Origin of the sequence: Sphingopyxis lindanitolerans (assembly GCF_002993885.1) — a bacterium.
Lineage (GTDB): Bacteria > Pseudomonadota > Alphaproteobacteria > Sphingomonadales > Sphingomonadaceae > Sphingopyxis > Sphingopyxis lindanitolerans.
Genome location: NZ_CM009578.1, coordinates 1,070,522 through 1,087,787, shown reverse-complemented (window position 1 = coordinate 1,087,787; position 17,266 = coordinate 1,070,522). Strand labels below are relative to the sequence as shown.

Annotated in this window: 18 protein-coding genes and 1 other RNA gene; 14 read left to right on the top strand and 5 right to left on the bottom strand. The window is 66.2% G+C overall.

Annotated features, from left to right (window positions below):
- Nucleotides 1-47 precede the first annotated feature (47 nt).
- From aspS to CVO77_RS05210, 4 genes are all read left to right on the top strand, one after another.
- The gene (aspS, locus tag CVO77_RS05225) at nucleotides 48-1,829 is read left to right on the top strand and encodes an aspartate--tRNA ligase (protein ID WP_105998201.1); all 1,782 of its coding nucleotides are present in this window, start codon (nucleotides 48-50) and stop codon (nucleotides 1,827-1,829) included.
- Nucleotides 1,830-1,832: 3 nt separating this feature from the next.
- Entirely contained in the window at nucleotides 1,833-2,705 is an 873-nt protein-coding gene (locus CVO77_RS05220) for an alpha/beta fold hydrolase (RefSeq protein ID WP_105998200.1), read from the top strand.
- Between the two features lie 77 nt (nucleotides 2,706-2,782).
- Nucleotides 2,783-3,574, top strand: coding sequence for a polyphosphate kinase 2 family protein (locus tag CVO77_RS05215; RefSeq protein WP_105998199.1), 792 nt, complete (start codon nucleotides 2,783-2,785; stop codon nucleotides 3,572-3,574).
- 330 nt (nucleotides 3,575-3,904) lie between these two features.
- Nucleotides 3,905-4,441 (top strand): J domain-containing protein, encoded by a 537-nt coding sequence (locus tag CVO77_RS05210; RefSeq protein WP_105998198.1) that lies wholly within the window; start codon nucleotides 3,905-3,907, stop codon nucleotides 4,439-4,441.
- A gap of 397 nt (nucleotides 4,442-4,838) precedes the next feature.
- On the opposite strand, the gene mtgA is transcribed toward CVO77_RS05210, so the two are convergent.
- Nucleotides 4,839-5,552: a monofunctional biosynthetic peptidoglycan transglycosylase gene (mtgA, locus tag CVO77_RS05205; protein WP_105998197.1), complete on the bottom strand. Its 714-nt coding sequence runs from the start codon at nucleotides 5,550-5,552 to the stop codon at nucleotides 4,839-4,841.
- Between the two features lie 65 nt (nucleotides 5,553-5,617).
- Here mtgA and CVO77_RS05200 point away from each other — a divergent pair, with 65 nt between their 5' ends.
- Entirely contained in the window at nucleotides 5,618-6,412 is a 795-nt protein-coding gene (locus tag CVO77_RS05200; RefSeq protein ID WP_105998196.1) for a transporter, read from the top strand.
- Between the two features lie 155 nt (nucleotides 6,413-6,567).
- On the opposite strand, the gene CVO77_RS05195 is transcribed toward CVO77_RS05200, so the two are convergent.
- The 3 genes from CVO77_RS05195 to CVO77_RS05185 form a co-directional block, all read right to left on the bottom strand.
- Nucleotides 6,568-6,954, bottom strand: a complete 387-nt coding sequence (locus CVO77_RS05195) for a cupredoxin domain-containing protein (RefSeq protein ID WP_105998195.1) — start codon at nucleotides 6,952-6,954, stop codon at nucleotides 6,568-6,570.
- A 55-nt stretch (nucleotides 6,955-7,009) separates the two neighbouring features.
- Nucleotides 7,010-7,912, bottom strand: a complete 903-nt coding sequence (rpoH, locus tag CVO77_RS05190) for an RNA polymerase sigma factor RpoH (RefSeq protein ID WP_105998194.1) — start codon at nucleotides 7,910-7,912, stop codon at nucleotides 7,010-7,012.
- A 78-nt stretch (nucleotides 7,913-7,990) separates the two neighbouring features.
- Nucleotides 7,991-8,947, bottom strand: a complete 957-nt coding sequence (locus CVO77_RS05185; protein WP_105998193.1) for an RluA family pseudouridine synthase — start codon at nucleotides 8,945-8,947, stop codon at nucleotides 7,991-7,993.
- 134 nt (nucleotides 8,948-9,081) lie between these two features.
- Here CVO77_RS05185 and CVO77_RS05180 point away from each other — a divergent pair, with 134 nt between their 5' ends.
- The 9 genes from CVO77_RS05180 to CVO77_RS21225 all read left to right on the top strand — a co-directional run bounded on the left by CVO77_RS05180 (nucleotide 9,082) and on the right by CVO77_RS21225 (nucleotide 16,751).
- Nucleotides 9,082-9,735 (top strand): histidine phosphotransferase family protein, encoded by a 654-nt coding sequence (locus tag CVO77_RS05180; protein WP_105998192.1) that lies wholly within the window; start codon nucleotides 9,082-9,084, stop codon nucleotides 9,733-9,735.
- Between the two features lie 123 nt (nucleotides 9,736-9,858).
- Nucleotides 9,859-12,246: a chemotaxis protein CheA gene (locus tag CVO77_RS05175; RefSeq protein WP_105998191.1), complete on the top strand. Its 2,388-nt coding sequence runs from the start codon at nucleotides 9,859-9,861 to the stop codon at nucleotides 12,244-12,246.
- Complete coding sequence (locus tag CVO77_RS05170; protein ID WP_242446103.1) at nucleotides 12,243-12,680, top strand: chemotaxis protein CheW; 438 nt, start codon at nucleotides 12,243-12,245, stop codon at nucleotides 12,678-12,680. Before CVO77_RS05175 ends, CVO77_RS05170 begins: the two co-directional genes overlap by 4 nt.
- A gap of 72 nt (nucleotides 12,681-12,752) precedes the next feature.
- The gene (locus CVO77_RS05165; protein WP_105998189.1) at nucleotides 12,753-13,127 is read left to right on the top strand and encodes a response regulator; all 375 of its coding nucleotides are present in this window, start codon (nucleotides 12,753-12,755) and stop codon (nucleotides 13,125-13,127) included.
- An 82-nt stretch (nucleotides 13,128-13,209) separates the two neighbouring features.
- On the top strand, nucleotides 13,210-14,250 hold the full coding sequence (locus CVO77_RS05160; RefSeq protein ID WP_242446171.1) for a chemotaxis protein CheB: 1,041 nt from the start codon (nucleotides 13,210-13,212) through the stop codon (nucleotides 14,248-14,250).
- Complete coding sequence (locus tag CVO77_RS05155; RefSeq protein WP_192878870.1) at nucleotides 14,247-15,119, top strand: CheR family methyltransferase; 873 nt, start codon at nucleotides 14,247-14,249, stop codon at nucleotides 15,117-15,119. The genes CVO77_RS05160 and CVO77_RS05155 overlap by 4 nt, the downstream gene beginning before the upstream one ends.
- Nucleotides 15,120-15,185: 66 nt before the next feature.
- Entirely contained in the window at nucleotides 15,186-15,875 is a 690-nt protein-coding gene (locus tag CVO77_RS05150) for an N-acetylmuramoyl-L-alanine amidase (RefSeq protein ID WP_105998186.1), read from the top strand.
- 247 nt (nucleotides 15,876-16,122) lie between these two features.
- Nucleotides 16,123-16,522: RNase P RNA component class A (gene rnpB, locus CVO77_RS05145), an RNA gene on the top strand.
- Between the two features lie 73 nt (nucleotides 16,523-16,595).
- A complete protein-coding gene (locus tag CVO77_RS21225) occupies nucleotides 16,596-16,751 on the top strand; it encodes a hypothetical protein (protein ID WP_158258005.1) in 156 nt (51 codons plus the stop codon).
- A 27-nt stretch (nucleotides 16,752-16,778) separates the two neighbouring features.
- Here the strand turns inward: CVO77_RS21225 and greB are convergent, their stop codons facing one another.
- On the bottom strand, nucleotides 16,779-17,261 hold the full coding sequence (gene greB / locus CVO77_RS05140) for a transcription elongation factor GreB (RefSeq protein WP_105998185.1): 483 nt from the start codon (nucleotides 17,259-17,261) through the stop codon (nucleotides 16,779-16,781).
- Between the last annotated feature and the right edge of the window lie 5 nt (nucleotides 17,262-17,266).

Sequence of the window (17,266 nt, the reverse complement as noted above, 5' to 3'; positions counted from 1 at the left end):
TAAATCACGTTTTACGTGATATTCTCAATCACTGAAAGACGATCAAAATGCACGCCTATCGCACCCATAATTGCGGCCAGCTTCGCGCCGAGGACGTCGGCCAGAATGTCCGCGTATCGGGCTGGGTGCACAGGAAGCGCGACCATGGCGGCCTGCTCTTCGTCGATCTTCGCGACCATTATGGCCTGACGCAGATCGTCGCCGACAGCAGCGACCCGGCGTTCGCGACCCTCGACGGTCTGCGCGCCGAAAGCGTCGTGACGATCACCGGCGACGTCGTCGCGCGCTCGGCCGAAACGATCAATGCCAACCTGCCGACCGGCGCGATCGAAGTGCGCGCACGCGACGTGTCGGTCCAGTCGGCCGCCGCCGAACTGCCGATGCCGGTCGCGGGCGAGCAGGAATATCCCGAGGATATCCGCCTCAAATACCGCTTCCTCGACCTGCGCCGCGAGCGCCTGCACGCGAACATCCTGCTGCGCTCGAACGTCATCGCCAGCCTGCGCCGCCGCATGGTCGATCAGGGCTTCACCGAATATCAGACGCCGATCCTCACCGCCTCGTCGCCCGAAGGCGCGCGCGACTATCTGGTGCCGAGCCGCGTCCACCCCGGCAAATTCTATGCGCTGCCGCAGGCGCCGCAGATGTTCAAGCAACTGCTGATGGTCGCGGGCTTCGACCGCTATTTCCAAATCGCGCCCTGTTTTCGCGACGAGGATGCGCGCGCCGACCGTAGCCCAGGCGAATTCTACCAGCTCGATTTCGAGATGAGCTTCGTCACCCAGGATGACGTCTTCAACGCGATCGAGCCGGTGCTTGCCGGCGTGTTCGAGGAATTTGCGAACGGCAAGTCGGTGACCCCGGCGGGTTCGTTCCCGCGCATCCCCTACCGCGAGTCGATGCTGAAATATGGCAACGACAAGCCTGACCTGCGCAACCCGCTGATCATCACCGACGTCTCGGCGCATTTCGCGGGCTCGGGCTTTGGCCGCTTCGCCGACATCGTCGCGGCGGGCGACGTCGTTCGGGCCATCCCGGCCCCGGCAACCGCCGAGAAGAGCCGCAAATTCTTCGACGACATGAACAGCTGGGCGCAGGGCGAGGGCTTTGCCGGCCTGGGCTATGCGACGCGCAAGGGCGGCGAGTGGGGCGGCCCGATCGCCAAGAACCATGGCCCCGACAAGATGGACGCGCTCGCCGCCGAACTCGGCATCGGTCCCGACGACGGCCTGTTCTTCGCCGCGGGCAAGGAAGCGGTGGCGGCGCGGCTCGCGGGCTTCGCGCGCACCCGCGTTGCCGAGCAACTCGACCTGATCGACCCCGGCAAGTTCGAAATGTGCTGGATCGTCGACTTCCCGATGTTCGAGGCCGACGAGGACACCGGCAAGATCGACTTCAGCCACAACCCGTTCAGCATGCCGCAGGGCGAGCTGGAGGCGCTGGAGACCAAGGACCCGCTCGACATTCTCGCGTGGCAATATGACATCGTCTGCAACGGCGTCGAACTGTCGTCGGGCGCGATCCGGAACCATCGCCCCGACATCATGTATAAGGCGTTCGCGATCGCGGGCTATAGCCAGGCCGACGTCGACAGCAATTTCGCGGGCATGATCAACGCCTTCAAATATGGCGCGCCGCCGCACGGCGGTTCGGCGCCGGGGGTCGATCGCATCGTGATGCTGCTCGCCGACGAGCCGAACATCCGCGAAGTCGTCGTCTTCCCGATGAACCAGAAGGCCGAAGACCTGATGATGGGCGCCCCGGCGCCGGTCAGCGACAAGCAGCTCAAGGAACTGAGCATCCGCCTGGTGGACGGGCCGAAGAGCTAAAAGATGCGCGCGCCACGCGAACACCGGCTCGCCACGCCGGATGGCGACATCTGCTGGTTCGAGTGGGGCGTGCCGGGCGCGGGGCCTTCGCTGCTGCTGCTCCACGCGACCGGATTTCACGCCCGGCTGTGGGATCAGGTCGTCGCGGCCCTGCCCGTGGACACGCATGTCGTCGCACCCGACCATCGCGGCCATGGGCGCAGCTTCAAGCCTGCATCGCTTGCCGACTGGGGCGGCAATGCCACGGCGCTGTTGCCGCTGCTCGATCGCTTTGCGGGGAGGCCGCTGGTCGGCTGCGGGCACAGTATGGGCGGCACCGTGCTGACCCGGCTCGCCGCCGAACGACCCGAGGCGTTCCGCCGCCTTCTCCTCATCGATCCGGTGATCATGGCGCCCGGCCTTTATGAAGGGCAGGCGGCGCTGCCGATGCCCGACCCCGCCGAGCATCCCGTCGCGCGCCGCCGCAACCAATGGGCGAATGCCGAGGAGATGCGCGCGCGCTTCGCCGACCGGCTCCCCTACAGCCGCTGGCAGGCTCAGGTGCTGGCCGATTATTGCGACTATGGCCTGCTGCCCGCGGCCTCCGGCGACGGCTATGCACTCGCCTGTCCGCCGGCGCTCGAAGCCTCGATGTACCAGAATGCGCTGCGCACCGACCCGCACGCCTGGCTCGGCGCGGTGAAGGCGCCGGTGACGCTGATCCGCGCACCGACGGGCGAGCGCGGCGATGCCATGGATTTTTCGCTGAGTCCGACCTGGACCGGCCTTGGCCCCGCGCTTCATGCCGAGGTCGACGAATTGTGGGCGGGACACAGCCATTTCATCCCGATGGAAGCGCCGCGGCGCGTCGCCGACCTGATCGCCGCCACGCTTTGACGCATCCGGCTGTGCCGGAACCGGACAGACCGCATCGCCCGCTTGGTTCGGCGTGCGTGACTGGCTAGGGACAGGCCATGACCATCGCGCTCTCCGATTATGAAACCGGCGCCAAATATGACGGCGACTATGGCAATGATCTCGCGGCGCTGGAGGGTCGGATCGAGCGGCTGCAAGCCGCGCACATCACCCACGGCCAGCGCAGCGTCATCATGTTCGAGGGCTGGGACGCGGCGGGGAAGGGCGGCATCATCCAGCGGCTGACCGCCTCGCTCGATCCGCGCTATTTCGAGGTGTGGCCGATCGGCGCGCCGAGGGACGAGGAAAAGGCGCGCCATTTCCTCTGGCGGTTCTGGAAGCGCTTGCCGGGAAGCCGCGAAATCTCGATCTTCGACCGCAGCTGGTACGGCCGCGTCCTCGTCGAGCGCGTCGAGGGTTTTGCGAGCGAGGCCGAATGGCGCAAGGGCTATGACGAGATCAACGAGTTTGAGGCGCAACTGACCGGCAGCGCCACCCACCTCGTCAAACTGTTCGTCCACATCACGCAGGACGAGCAGGATAAGCGCTTCGCCGACCGGCTGAACGATCCGTGGAAGCGCTGGAAGACCGGCGCCGACGATTATCGCAACCGGTCGAAGCGCAAGGATTATCTCGCCGCGATGGACGAGATGTTCGAGCAGACCGACACGCGCTGGGCGCCGTGGAAGGTGATCGACGGCAATCACAAGAAGGCCGCGCGCATCGCCGCGCTGACGCATATCGTCGAAACGCTCGAGGCCGCGGTGCCGATGACCCCGCCCGACCTCGACCCCGCGGTCGTCAAACTGGCGCACAAGGCGTTCGGATATGAGGCGAAGCAAGGGGCTTAAGGCCACAAAAGCCCCGCTTGAGCGCGTCGGATTTGTGTCCTTTGTGGCTTTAGGGCGCCCTTGATACCACCGGGACGCCATTGCTTCGCTGGGCTCGCAATGACGCCAATGGCTCTGAAGAAACCGCCCTGCAAAAATTCGTGCGCCCCGCCTGCGTGGGGATCACAGCTTTTCTCGCCAGGATACTCGATATCTGGACGGGAAACCGACGATGGCAAAGAGCCGAGGCGCGAGGCTGGCACGGCGGAATAATGTAGGAAAGGCCTTTTTGCGCCCTTTTCGATCGCCGCCGCCTAGCCATGGCTGCCTCCAGTCGCTACATGGGGTCGGATGAGCCGCGCCAAGAGATCCGATGACTGGGGTTTTCCCCGCTGGCGCCCCTATGGATCGAGCACCGAAGCGCAGAAGTTGCGCCTGTGCGATCGCCACGGCTGCACCAACCCCGGCAACTGCCCGGCGCCCAAGTCGCCGAACAGCCCCGAACGCTGGTATTTCTGCGAAAGCCACGCCGCCGAATATAATCGCGGCTGGGATTATTTCGAAGGATTGAGCGCGGAAGATGCCGCCGCGCGCGCTGCCGAGGAAGCGCGCGGCGCGAACAGCTATGCCCGCGCGCAGCATTATGCCTGGGGCGGATCGGGCGACGGCAGCCGCAGCGCCGACGAAATGCGCGCGCTCGAAATCCTCGACCTCGAACCCGACGCCGATTTCGAGACGACGAAGAAGGCGTGGCGCAACCTCGCCAAGGAGTGCCATCCCGACGTCAAGCCGGGCGACGCCGATGCCGCGAAGCGTTTTGCGGCGGGGCAGGCGGCATTCGAGGTGCTGAAGCAGGCCGAAGAGCGGAAAAGCTGGAAGCCGGCGTAGCGGGCGAACGACGCTGCCGGTTAGCGACCGAAAACCGACATCTCTTTCATCGTCACCCTGAACTTGTTTCAGGGTCCATGGCCGGACGTCTCCTTCAGCGCGGCGCTTGACGAGAACGCAGGCCATGGATGCTGAAACAAGTTCAGCATGACGAGGTTTAAAGCCTGCAATCGACTGATTGCGGACGGCTGCTCTCCCCTCCCGCAGGCGGGAGGGGATGGGGGTGGGCAGCAACGTCGCAATGGCCCACCCCGCTGCGGCTAGCGAACAAGTTCGCAAGTCTCGCTGCCCCTCCCGCTTGCGGGAGGGGGCATCAGTGCAATCCTTCATGGACGTTTCCCGCTCCAAAGCGGTCTCATTTATGGGGATTATGTTGTTTGCAAACGACATAATCGGCTTATTTATAAACACACCCATCCAGCCCGTCGCGCCCGACGACCCCGATGCGCGCGCGGATCGAGTTGCCGTAGCGGCGGGTGAAGCCTGACGGGCTGACCGCCTCGCGCTTTTTCGGCAGCGGCAGGATCGCGGCGATGCGTGCCGCTTCCTGCGGGGTCAGCTTGCTGGCGCCATGGTTGAAATAACGCCGCGCTCCCGCCTCGACGCCATAGGTGCCAAGGCCGGTCTCGGCGACGTTCAGGTAGACCTCCATGATCCGCCGCTTGCCCCAGATTTTTTCGATCAGGAAGGTGAACCACACCTCGGGCACCTTGCGGATATAGCGGGTCCAGCCGCTGCCCTGCCACAGGAAGACATTTTTTGCGGTCTGCTGGCTGATCGTCGATCCGCCGCGGATTCGCTTGCCCTTGGCGTTGCGCTCGATCGCCTGTTCGATCGCTTCGCGGTCGAAGCCGTCGTGGGCGCAGAATTTGCCGTCCTCGGCGGCGATCACGGCGCGCACCATGTTGCGGTCGATATGCGACAGGCCGGTCCAGTCCTTGGTGATGCCGTTGCCGTCGGTGAGCATGGTGATGGTCACCGGCGGCGGCACGAGTGCGTAGAGCAGTACCCACAGGACCGAGAAAAGGATGAAACCGATGAGCAGTTTGGCGGCCGACTTCCAGAGCCGCCCGATGGTGAATTTGCTGCCTGCCCCGCTTTTCCTTCGCATCGATCTCGCCTAGTCCAGCGCGGCGCGAAGGAAAAGTCCCCATCGCGGCCAGGAAGGATCGCTTGATGTTTCGTCGCCTCTGTCTCCTCGTCGCCCTGACCGCCAGCGCCCCCGCGATGGCGAGCGAGGGACGCGACCTTTGCCCCGATCGCCCCGGTCTCGGGACGCCGGCCTGCACCGTCGCGCCGGGCGAGGTGGTTTTCGAGCTTGGGCTGGGCGACTGGACGCGCGAGGATGACGGCCCGCAACGAACCGACACGATCCTGGCCGGTGAGGCGCTCGTCCGCGTCGGCCTGACATCGTCGCTGGAGGCGCAGGTCGGCTGGACCGCGATCGGTCATGTCCGCGAACGCGACGCGGTGCTCGGCACCACGGCCAAGCGAACGCGCTCCGGCGATGTGACGCTCGCGCTTCGCCAGAATCTGCGCAACCCCGATGGGTCGGGCTTTTCGATCGCCGCCATGCCCTATGCCAGCCTGCCGACCGGCGGCAGCGGCGTGGGGGCGGGGGATTGGGGCGCGGGGCTGCTCGTACCGGTCGGGATCGAGGCGGGGCCGGTGTCGATCGGCCTGACGCCGCATATCGATGCCGCGGTCGATAGCGACGGCAATGGGCGGCATCTCGCCTATGGCACCGTCGCGGGGCTGGGTTTCGATCTGTCGGATACGGTTTCGGTGTCGACCGAAGTTTCCGTCACCCGCGACCGCGATCCGGTGGGGCGCACGACCGAGTGGCTCGCGGGGGTTTCGGCGGGGTGGCAACCCGACGATGACAGCCAGTGGGATGCGGGCGTGAACGTCGGGCTCAATCGCGATAGTCCCGATCTTCAAATCTATGCCGGATATGCGCGACGCTTTTAACCCTCAGCGAGCTTAAAAGGCTATGGCTCCCGCGCAGGCGGGGGCCCATCTCCGGTTCGTGCCATGCTGAGCCGGCCGGTGATGGGTCCCCGCCTTCGCGGGGACACGGCGCTTTATTCCAGATTATTCCAGAACGGCGTCTTCCAACCGTCGCCTCAGTCGACCACCAGCTTGCCCGTCATGCCCATCGTCGAGTGCATGAAGTGCGAGCAGTGCACCTTGTAGGTGCCCGCGCGCGGGGTCAGCGTCACGTCGCGGCTTTCGCCCTTGCCGAGCGAAACGCGGCCCTTGGCGCCGTCGACGCGCGCGCGGTTCGCGGCGTCCATCGTCGCGGCGGCAAAGAATTCCGCGGCGGTGAAATCATGTCCGCCCGAACCATCGTTGACGAAATGGATCGTCACCGGCTGCCCGGCATGGAGGTGGAGGTCGGCGGGGGTGAAGCTGAAATTCGCGAGCGTCACCGTCACCCTCGCCGGGGCCTCGGCGGCGGTGACGGGAACGGAGAGGGCGAGCGCCGCGAGAGCGAGGGGAATGACGCGCATGGCAATTCTCCTTCGCCGGAAAAGTCCGGCACGATGGCCCCCGCGATCTTTTCGCTCAGGCGTTGATCAGCCGCCGGTCGCCCGCCAGCTTGAGCATCGCCTTTTGCAGCTTCTCGAAAGCGCGCACCTCGATCTGGCGCACGCGTTCGCGGCTGACGTCATAGACCTGGCTCAAATCCTCGAGCGTCTTGGGGTCGTCGGTCAGGCGACGTTCGGTGAGGATGTGGCGCTCGCGCTCGTTGAGCGTCTCCAGCGCTTCGCTCAGCAGCGAATGGCGCACGTCGCGTTCCTGCGCCTCGGCGACACGCTCGTCCTGCAACGGGCCCTCGTCGCCGAGCAAATCCTGCCACTGGCTGTCGCCATCCTCGCCCATCGGGACGTTCAGCGACGTGTCGCCGCCCATCGCCATGCGGCGGTTCATGCTGGTGACCTCTTCCTCGGTCACGCCGAGGTCGGTCGCGATCTTGGTGAGATGTTCGGGAGTCAGGTCGCCGTCCTCGAACGCTTCGAGGTTGTTCTTCATCCGGCGGAGGTTGAAGAACAGCTTCTTCTGCGCCGCGGTGGTGCCCATCTTCACGAGGCTCCACGAGCGCAGGATGAATTCCTGGATCGAAGCGCGAATCCACCACATCGCATAGGTGGCGAGGCGGAAGCCGCGTTCGGGGTCGAATTTCTTCACCCCCTGCATCAGGCCGATATTGCCTTCGCTGATCAACTCGCTGACCGGCAGGCCATAGCCGCGATAGCCCATCGCGATCTTCGCGACGAGGCGGAGGTGCGAGGTGACGAGCTGGGCCGCGGCCTCATTGTCGCCATGCTCCTGAAAACGCCGCGCGAGCATATATTCCTGCTCGGGCGTCAGCAGCGGAAATTTGCGGATTTCGGCCAGGTAGCGGTTCAGGCTCGCCTCACCGCCGAGCGCGGGCACCGTGGCCGGGACGTTGCTTTTATTAGCCATGGAGAGTGTCTTCCCTAAAACCTGAAATCATCTTGCGCCCGTTTGCCCGGTGCGTCAAAATAGATTTTCATTCGAAACCTAAACGTGCAGTTCGTCGATCAGTTCCCGCATGTCATGGGGGAGGCCGCTGTCGAGCGCGACCTTGTTACCGGTCACTGGATGAATAAAGCCCAAATGGGCCGCGTGCAACGCCTGGCGCGCGAAATTACGCGCTTTTAATATATCCGACAGCGGCTTTCTGGCGCGGCCATAGGCCGGGTCGCCGACCAGCGGATGGCCGATATGCGCCATATGGACGCGCACCTGATGCGTGCGCCCGGTTTCCAGCCGGCATTCGACCAGCGTCGCGCCCTTCAGCGGCTCGATCGTCCGATAATGGGTGATCGCATGCTTGCCGCGTCCTTCGGCGACCACCGCCATCTTCTTGCGGTTGCTACTCGACCGGCCCAGCGCCGCGTCGATGGTGCCGCTGGCAGGCATCGGGCGGCCGGTGGCGAGCGCGAGGTAGCGGCGGTCGATGCTGTGCGCCGCGAATTGTCTGGCGAGGCCTTCGTGCGCCTTGTCGTGCTTCGCGGCGACGATCAGCCCGCTGGTGTCCTTATCGATGCGGTGGACGATGCCGGGGCGAGCGACGCCGCCGATCCCCGAAAGCTGCCCCGCGCAATGGTGGAGCAGCGCGTTGACCAGCGTGCCGTCGAGATTGCCCGCCGCCGGGTGGACGACCATCCCCGCGGGTTTGTCGACGACGATCAGATGGTCGTCCTCAAAGGCGATGACGAGGTCCAGATCCTGCGCGACATTGTGCGCGGGAGTGGGGGCGGGCAGGCGGACCGCCAGCGTCGCCGGGGCCGGGGCCTTGGCCGATGGATCCCACAATATGATTCCGCGGCCGTCCGATACGCGGCCGCCCTTGATCAGCGTCTTCAGCCGTTCGCGCGAAAGGTCGGGGAGCGCCTCTGCCAGCGCCCGGTCGAGCCGCAGCCCGGCCGCGCCGTCGGCAAGCATCACGGTCAGTATCTCGTCGTCCCCCAACATCGACCGCGATATGGGTTGGGGGTGCCGCTTTTCAAGAAGGGGCGTTCGGCTTCTCCCTTGCCCTTAACCATATGCCTGCCCTAGGGAGCAGGCGCGAGCCGGACGCATCCGGCCTGCGGGGAGCCTGTTCAGCCATGTCCGACGACCGCGTCGATTTCGCCTCCATGCTGGCCTCGCGGCTGTGCCACGATCTGCTGAGCCCGGTCGGGGCCTTTGCCAACGGCCTTGAGCTGCTGGCCGACGAAAAAGACCCCGAAATGCGCGCGCGTTGCATCGACCTGCTCGAACAGAGCGCGCGGACGTCGGCGAACAAGCTCAAATTCTTTCGCCTTGCTTTCGGTTCGGCGGGCGGTTTCGGCGAGCGCGTTCCTGCCGACGAGGCGAGGTCGGCGATTCAGGGGATCATCGGCGACCGCGCGATCGACCTCAACTGGATGATCGGCACCGATCCGCTGCCCAAGCCCGCGGTCAAGATCATCCTCAACCTGTCGTTGCTGCTCGTCGACGCGCTGGTACGCGGCGGGCGGCTCGACGTCGGCTGCGAAAACCAGGACGCCCATCCGGGGGGCGGCATCGAAATCGCCTTGCATGTCGAGGCCGAGCGCCTGTTCCTCGACGCCGATGTCGAACGCATCCTGGCCGAGGGCGAAGGCGCCAGCGCGATGACCTCGCGCACCGCGCCGGCGGTACTCGTCCAGGCGGTCGCGAAGCAGAATGGCGGGACGGTGATGCTGGCCCGCGAAACGCCGACCTCGCTGCTCGTCGGGGCGGTGCTGAAGGGGCGCTGAAGGCCCAATCCCGTCAGGGCTTCGGGGCGCGCAATAATCGGTCCCATTTTCGCGAAACAAACCCTCCATTAACCATTGTCCGCCATGGTGAAGCCTCGAATTTTTGGGGCGCACCGACACTCGATGGACGATCTGCTGAACGATTTTCTCGCCGAAACGGCGGAAATCCTTGCCGAGGCCGGCGGGGCGCTTGTCGCGTGGGAGGCGGACCCCGCCGACCGCGCGCAGCTCGATGCGATCTTCCGCCTCGTCCACACGATCAAGGGCAGTTCGGGCTTCCTGTCGCTGCCGCGCGTCACGGCGCTGTCGCATGCGGCGGAAGATGCGCTCGACCAGGTGCGCCGCGGCAACCGCGCCGCCGACGCAGCGCTGGTGACCGCGGTCCTTGCGATTGTCGACCGGCTGTCGGTGCTTTGCGAAGCGCTCGGCAAGGGCGGCGCCGAGCCGGTGGGCGACGATGGCGAGGTGATCGCCGGGCTCGCGGCCACCGGCGCGCCTGCCGAAGACCCATCGGGATCCGGTGAGATTCCGCTTCGCCGCGAGGAGGATCTGGCGACCGACCCGCAGGGCTGGCGCTCGATCCGCGTGCCGCTGCCTTTGCTCGACAGCGTGATGACCGGGGTCACCGACATCGTCCTCGCGCGCAACGAATTCGCGCGCATGCTCCGCGAATCGGGCGCCGATCCGTCGCTGATCGCTTCGTTCGATCGTCTGTCGGATTCGATCGCGGGGATGCGCCAGTCGGTCAGCCAGATGCGGATGCAGCGCATCGACAAGCTGTTCGCGCCGCTGCCGCGCATCGTGCGCGATCTGGCGCAGGATCTCGGCAAGAAGGTCCGCTTCGCCACCAGCGGCGGCGAGGTCGAACTCGATCGCGAGATGATGGAGAATATCCGCGACCCGCTGATCCACATCGTCCGCAACGCGATCGATCATGGCGTCGAGAGCCTCGACGACCGTGTCGCCGCGGGCAAGGAGATTACCGCCACCATCGCGGTTTCGGCGCGCCAGTCGGGCAACCAGATCGAGATCGAAGTGCGCGACGACGGGCGCGGCCTGTCGCCCGACGCTCTGGTCCACAAAGCAATGTCGGCGCGGCTGCTGTCGGCGGCCGACGCGCGGGCGCTGACCCCGCGCGAAAAGCTCGACCTGATCTTTCGCCCCGGCTTCTCGACCGCATCGAAGATCACCTCCATCTCGGGCCGCGGCGTCGGCATGGACATCGTCAAGGCGAACGTCGAGAAGATCGGCGGGGTCGTCGATCTGCGCAATGACGAAGGCCGCGGGCTGGCGATCGTGCTGCGCGTTCCGATGACGCTGACGATCATCTCGGGCCTGATGGTCCGCGCGGCGGGGCAGTATTTCGCGATTCCGCGCGGCGCGGTGCGGGAAATCCTGCTCGAGACGAGCGACAGCGTCCGCATTGAGCGCGTCGGCGGCGGCGAACTCGTCACCGTGCGCGGCGAACCCTTTCCGCTGCTTCGCCTCGAAACCGTGCTCGGCCGCGAACGCGACCCCGACGACGATGTCGAGGATCGCGCGCTCGTCCTCGTCCGGCCGGGGCAGGGGCAAAGCTATGCGCTCAGCGTCGCGGCGATCCACGACCATGAGGAACTGGTGATCAAGCCCGCGGCGCCGATGATCATGGCGACCGGGCTTTATGCGGGTACGACGCTTCCCGACAACGGCCGTCCGGTGCTGCTGCTCGACGTCCAGGGCATCCTCGCCGCCGCCGCGATCGATGCGTCGGAAGCCGGGCGCGAGCGCGATCGCGCCGCCGAGGCCGACGCCAGCGCGGCCGCCGAGCGCAACGCCGCGCAACTGCTTCTTTTCCGCGACGTGGGCGGCCGCACCCGCGGCGTTCGCCTCTCGGTCATCGAGCGCGTCGAGGAAGTGCCCGCGCTCGCGCTGTTCGAAAGCGCCGGCCGCGTCCAGGTCCAGATCGGCGAAGGAATCTTCCCCGTCCACGCTGCGCGCTTGCCCGAGGATCATGGCACGCTGAAACTGCTGCGCCTCCACGACGGGCATATGATCCTCTGCTATCCGATCGAGGCGGTGATCGACATCGTCCGCCTGCCGGAAGTGACGCAGCCGGCCCCGGCGCCGGGGCTGATCGCGGGGGTCGTGCTGGTCGGCGGCGAGCCGGTCGAGATCGTCGATCCCTTCTGGCTGATGGAGCAATATGCGCCCGGCCTCGCCGCTGCGCCCGCCGCGCGCCCGCTGGTGTGCCGCCTCGCCGAAGACCGCGACGGCTGGGGCGACAATTTCCTGGCGCCGATCCTCCGCAATGCGGGCTATCGCGTGGTGCCCGAAAGCTCCGACGAGGCGGCCGACGTGCTGCTCTGCCTGACGGGCGAGGGTGTCTGCGCGCAGGACGGCGATGATGTGCCGGTGATCCGCCTGCGGACGTCCGCGGCGCCGATCGGCCCCGACGACGACACCGTCTATCGCTATGATCGCGGCGCGTTGCTCGATGCGCTGCGCCGCCGCATCGGGGGAGCAAGCGCATGATGGACAAGCTGTATCTGATCGCGCGCATCGCCGACACGCGCGTCGCGCTGCGCAGCCGCTCGATCCATTCGGTCGTCGCGGTCGGCACGCCGGTCGAGGTTCCCGGCGCGCCGCCGCACGTCGCGGGGCTGTTCGCGCTGCGCAGCCGCGTCTTTACGCTGATCGACCCGCATGTCGTCGTCGGTCTGGCCCCGGTCGCGGTCGCCCCCGGTCAGCGCGTCGTCGTCGTCGATGTCGCCGAACATGGCTATGCGCTGCTCGCCGACGCGATCGAGGATGTCTGTTTCATCGACGCGCCCGAGGTGCGGGTCACCGGCAAGCTGCTTCCCGGCTGGGCGCGCGTCGCCGAGGCGATGATCGAGCATGAGGGGCATTCACTGCTCGTCGTCGACCCGGCGCATTTTATCTCGCTGCCCGCGCTTAAGGCCGCTTGATTCCGGCCGTATTAACAACCTGCACACCCCTTCGTCCTAACAAGGCGACAACCCTGGGGGTCGGAGGCATAAATGTCTAAATCTTGTCTGGTCGTCGATGACAGCAAAGTGATTCGTAAGGTCGCGCGGCATATTCTTGAAAGCATGGCTTTTTCTGTCGATGAGGCGGCCGACGGGCAGGAGGCGCTGACCTTTTGCCGCGCCAATCGTCCCGACGTGATCCTGCTCGACTGGAACATGCCGGTGATGAGCGGGATGGAGTTTCTCGGCGCGTTCAACGACCTCGACTTCGGGCGCGAGGACCGGCCGCGCGTCGTCTTTTGCACCACCGAAAACAGCATCGACCATATTCGCGCCGCGATCGAGGCGGGCGCCGACGAATATGTGATGAAGCCGTTCGACCGCGACACGCTCGAAGGAAAGCTCCAGCTCGTCGGCGTGGCCTGAGACACGGTCGATGGCGCGGTCCGCCTCCCTTTCCATCAATCCAGACGGGGCCGAACGCCCCACAGGCCGCAGCGTTCGCGTGATGCTGGTCGACGACAGCCTTGTCGTCCGCAGCATCCTCGAACGCATCGTCGATCAGAGGATGGGGCTGATGGTCTGCGCCTCGGTTGCGTCGGCGCACGAAGCGCTGGCCTATCTGGCGTGCGAACCCGTCGACGTCGTCGTGCTCGATATCGAAATGCCGGGGATGAACGGCATCGACGCGCTGCCGCATATATTGGAGCGCGCCGCCAATGCGCGCGTGCTGATCCTGTCGTCGAACTGCGTCGAAGGCGGCCCGGCTGCGATCGAGGCGCTTGCGCTCGGCGCCAGCGACACGCTCGCCAAGCCCGGCCGCGGCAGTTTCTCGGGCCGCTTTGCCGAAGTGCTGACCGACCGGCTCCTGTCGCTCGGGCAGCTTGAGGCGGTTCCCGCGGCGACGCGCATCGCCTTTCGCCCGCCGGTGCCCCCGGCGCCGGTCGCGGTCGATGCCGACCAGCGGCTCGAATGTATCGCGGTCGCGGCCTCGACCGGCGGCATTCCGGCCTTCGCCAATTTCCTCGCCCATCTCGATCCGCGGATTACCGCGCCGATCCTGCTCACCCAGCATCTGCCCGATGCCTTCATGGAATTTTACGCACGGCAGATCGCGACGATGACCAAGCGCAAGGTGTGCGTGGGCGTGGCCGGGATGAAGGTCGAGCCCGACCATATCTATCTCGCGCCCGGCGACGCGCATCTGATGGTGGTCGCGAACGGCGTACGCCGCGAGATCGCGCTCGACCGGCGGCCGGTCGAAAATGGCTGCTGCCCGTCGGCCGACCCGATGCTGGCGTCGGTCGCCGACGCCTATGGCGCGGGCGGGGTCGCGGTCGTGCTGAGCGGCATGGGCCGCGACGGCGCGCAGGGCGCGGCGCGGCTCAAGGCGGCGGGCGGCACGATCTTTGCCCAGGCGCCCGAAAGCTGCGTGATCTGGGGCATGCCCGGCGCGGTGGCAAAGGCGGGGCTTGCGGCGGCGACGCTCAACCCCGACGCGATCGCGCTGATGCTGCGCGGCTATCTGCCCGGACGCCGTCCGTCATGATGGGCGGGACGGCGAGCGAGTCGGCCTATCGCGTGCTGATGGGCGTGCTCGAATCGCGGACCGGGCAGACGCTGTCGCCGAACCGCATCTGGCGCATCGAAATGTCGCTGAAGCCGGTGATGCAGCGGCACGGCATCACCGATCTCGACGCGCTCGTCGCGGCGCTCGTGACCTCGAACAGCCGGCAGTTGCTCGACGACACGGTCGATGCGATGCTCAACAACGAAACCTATTTCTATCGTGAATATAGCATATTCGACGATATTGCTGCCAACGCGCTTGAGCATATCCACCGCGTCAACCTGCGCGAACGGCGGCTGACGATCTGGCATTGTGGCGTGTCGACCGGGCAGGAAGCCTATTCGATGGCGATGCTGCTCGCCGAACAGGACAGCAAATGGGCGGGATGGCGGGTCGACATCGTCGGCACCGACGTTAGCTATCATGCGATCGGCCGCGCGCGCGTCGGGCTTTACAGCCAGTTCGAAATCCAGCGTGGCCTGCCGGTGCAGCGGATGGTGCGCTGGTTCGACCAGACCGAAGCGGGCTGGCTCGCCAAGGCCGATTTGCGCCGCCGCGTCGATTTTTCGGTGCAGAACATGCTGACCGACCGGCCGCCGCTCGCGGCGCCCGCCGACCTGATCTTCTGCCGCAACCTGCTGCTCTATTTCTCGCTGCCGATGCGGCAAAAGGCCTTTGCCCGGCTGCGCGCGGTGGCGGCGCCGCAAAGCTTCCTCATCCTCGGCGCGGGCGAGACGGTGCTCGGCCAGACCGACCAGTTCGTCGCCAGCCCGCGGCTGCGCGGTCTCTACGAGCCCGCCGACCAGCAGGTCCGCCGTTCGCCGATCGCGCCGCAGGTTGCTGCCTGACCTTGCTTTTTGCGGCCCGCTGGCGCAGGGGAAGACGGGGCAGGGACAGGATGGACCGCGAGGCGCATGAGCGATTTTATCGAACGCTGGTCACCCAATTTCGACGAGCGCGCCCTGCCCATATCGATGATCGTCCTTCATTATACGGGTATGAAGACCGGTGCGGAAGCACTTGATCGGCTTGCCGATTCGGCGGCGAAGGTTTCGGCGCACTATGTCGTCAGCGAGGACGGCCAGATCACCCATATGGTGGCGGAGGACAAGCGCGCCTGGCACGCGGGCAAGGCGCATTGGCGCGGGGTCAGCGACATAAATTCGGCGAGCGTTGGAATCGAGATCGTCAATCCGGGGCACGAATGGGGCTATGTGCCCTTTCCCGACCCGCAGGTCGCGTCGGTTGTCCGGCTCGTTCACCAGATCAAGGATCGCTATGCGATCACGCGCGGCAATGTCGTCGGCCATTCGGACATCGCGCCGACGCGCAAGCAGGATCCGGGCGAGTTGTTTCCGTGGGATGAACTCGCGCGCCGCCGCCTGGCGTTGCCGCGTCCGACCAGAAAGCTCACCGATCCCTTGTGGACCGATGCGGGCTTCCTGCTCGCGCTCGAACGGTTCGGTTATGACGTGACCGACGGTTTCGCGGCGACGGTGGCGTTTCAGCGGCGGTTCCGGCCCGAACTGATCGACGGCACGATCGACGGCGAATGCCGCGCGATCCTGCTCGCGCTGCTGCTGCCGCAGCCCGAGGGGAATTGATCGGCGGCTAACGACTGGAAGCTGGCGTTGCCAATTCCTCCCCGGAACGGGGAGGGGGACCGCCCGAAGGGTGGTGGAGGGGTCGCAGCGGTGCGTCCTGACGAGAGGTTTCGACCCCTCCGTCAGCCCTGCGGGCTGCCACCTCCCCGTTCCGGGGAGGAACTGGCAACGGCCGCTTCCCACCCCAAAACAGCCGCTCCGCACAATCTCTCGTAATCACCCTTCATTCGCGCTATAATGCGCTTCGCCAGAGGGTCGGGCGATCGCCGCTTCGCGCAAGCGAGGGGGAGGAAAGTCCGGGCTCCACGGAAACCACGGTGCCGGATAACGTCCGGCGGCCTCCGCAAGGGGGTCAGGGAAAGTGCCACAGAGAGAAGACCGCCCAAGGCTTCGGCCCGGCGAAAGGTGAAAGGGTGCGGTAAGAGCGCACCGCGCGGACGGTAACGGACGCGGCATGGCAAACCCCACCGGGAGCAAGGTCGAATAGGGATGGCACGAGTTCGCTCTTCGGGGCAACTCAGGGCTGGTTCCGGCCCCGTCGTCCGGGTTGACTGCTTGAGCGTTCGGGTAACCGCACGCCTAGAGGAATGATCGCCCATCCCCGGCAACGGGGTGGACAGAACCCGGCTTACAGACCCTCTGGCGCACTCTCCCCATCGATAGGCGCGGAACCCCGCGCAGCCGACCCGCGTTTCAAGCGGACCAGAAGGGAAACGAGCCATGAAAGTCGTCGATGACCATGTCGAGGTGACCGAAACCGAAGCGAGCGGCGGCGTGAAGGAGCAGGGCGTGCGCTATGTTCTGGCGATTTCGCTGCTGGCCGTGATCGTCGTGCTGTCGGCCATCTGGATCGTGCCGGTGCTGTTATCGCGATGACTCTGCCCAGCTTCTGATCCCGCGGGTTCAGGGATAGCGGACCGCCATCACTTCCCATAGCTTCGGCCCGGCGGGAAGCTGCACGGTGCGCAGGTCGCCGACCGCGGCGCCGCGCAGCGCGCGGGCGAGGGGACTGTTCCAGCCGATCCGGCCGACGCCGGCGTCAGCCTCGTCGTCGCCGACGAGCGTGACGATGCGCCGCGCGTCGTCGTCATCGGCGATCTCGACCGTCGCGCCGAACCAGATGCGGCTTTGGTCGGGCTGCGCCGCCGGATCGACGACGCGCGCCGCCTTCATCCGCCGCGCGAGGAAGCCGAGCCGCCGGTCGATCTCGCGCAGCCGCTTGCGGCCATAGATATAGTCGCCATTCTCGCTGCGGTCGCCATTGCCCGCCGCCCAGCTGATCGTTTCGACCAGCCTGGGACGTTCGTCGCCCAGCAAGGCGTCATATTCGGCGCGCAGCGCGGCGAAGCCTGCCGGGCTGATGATATTGCTCCGCTCCCCCGCCATGGGGC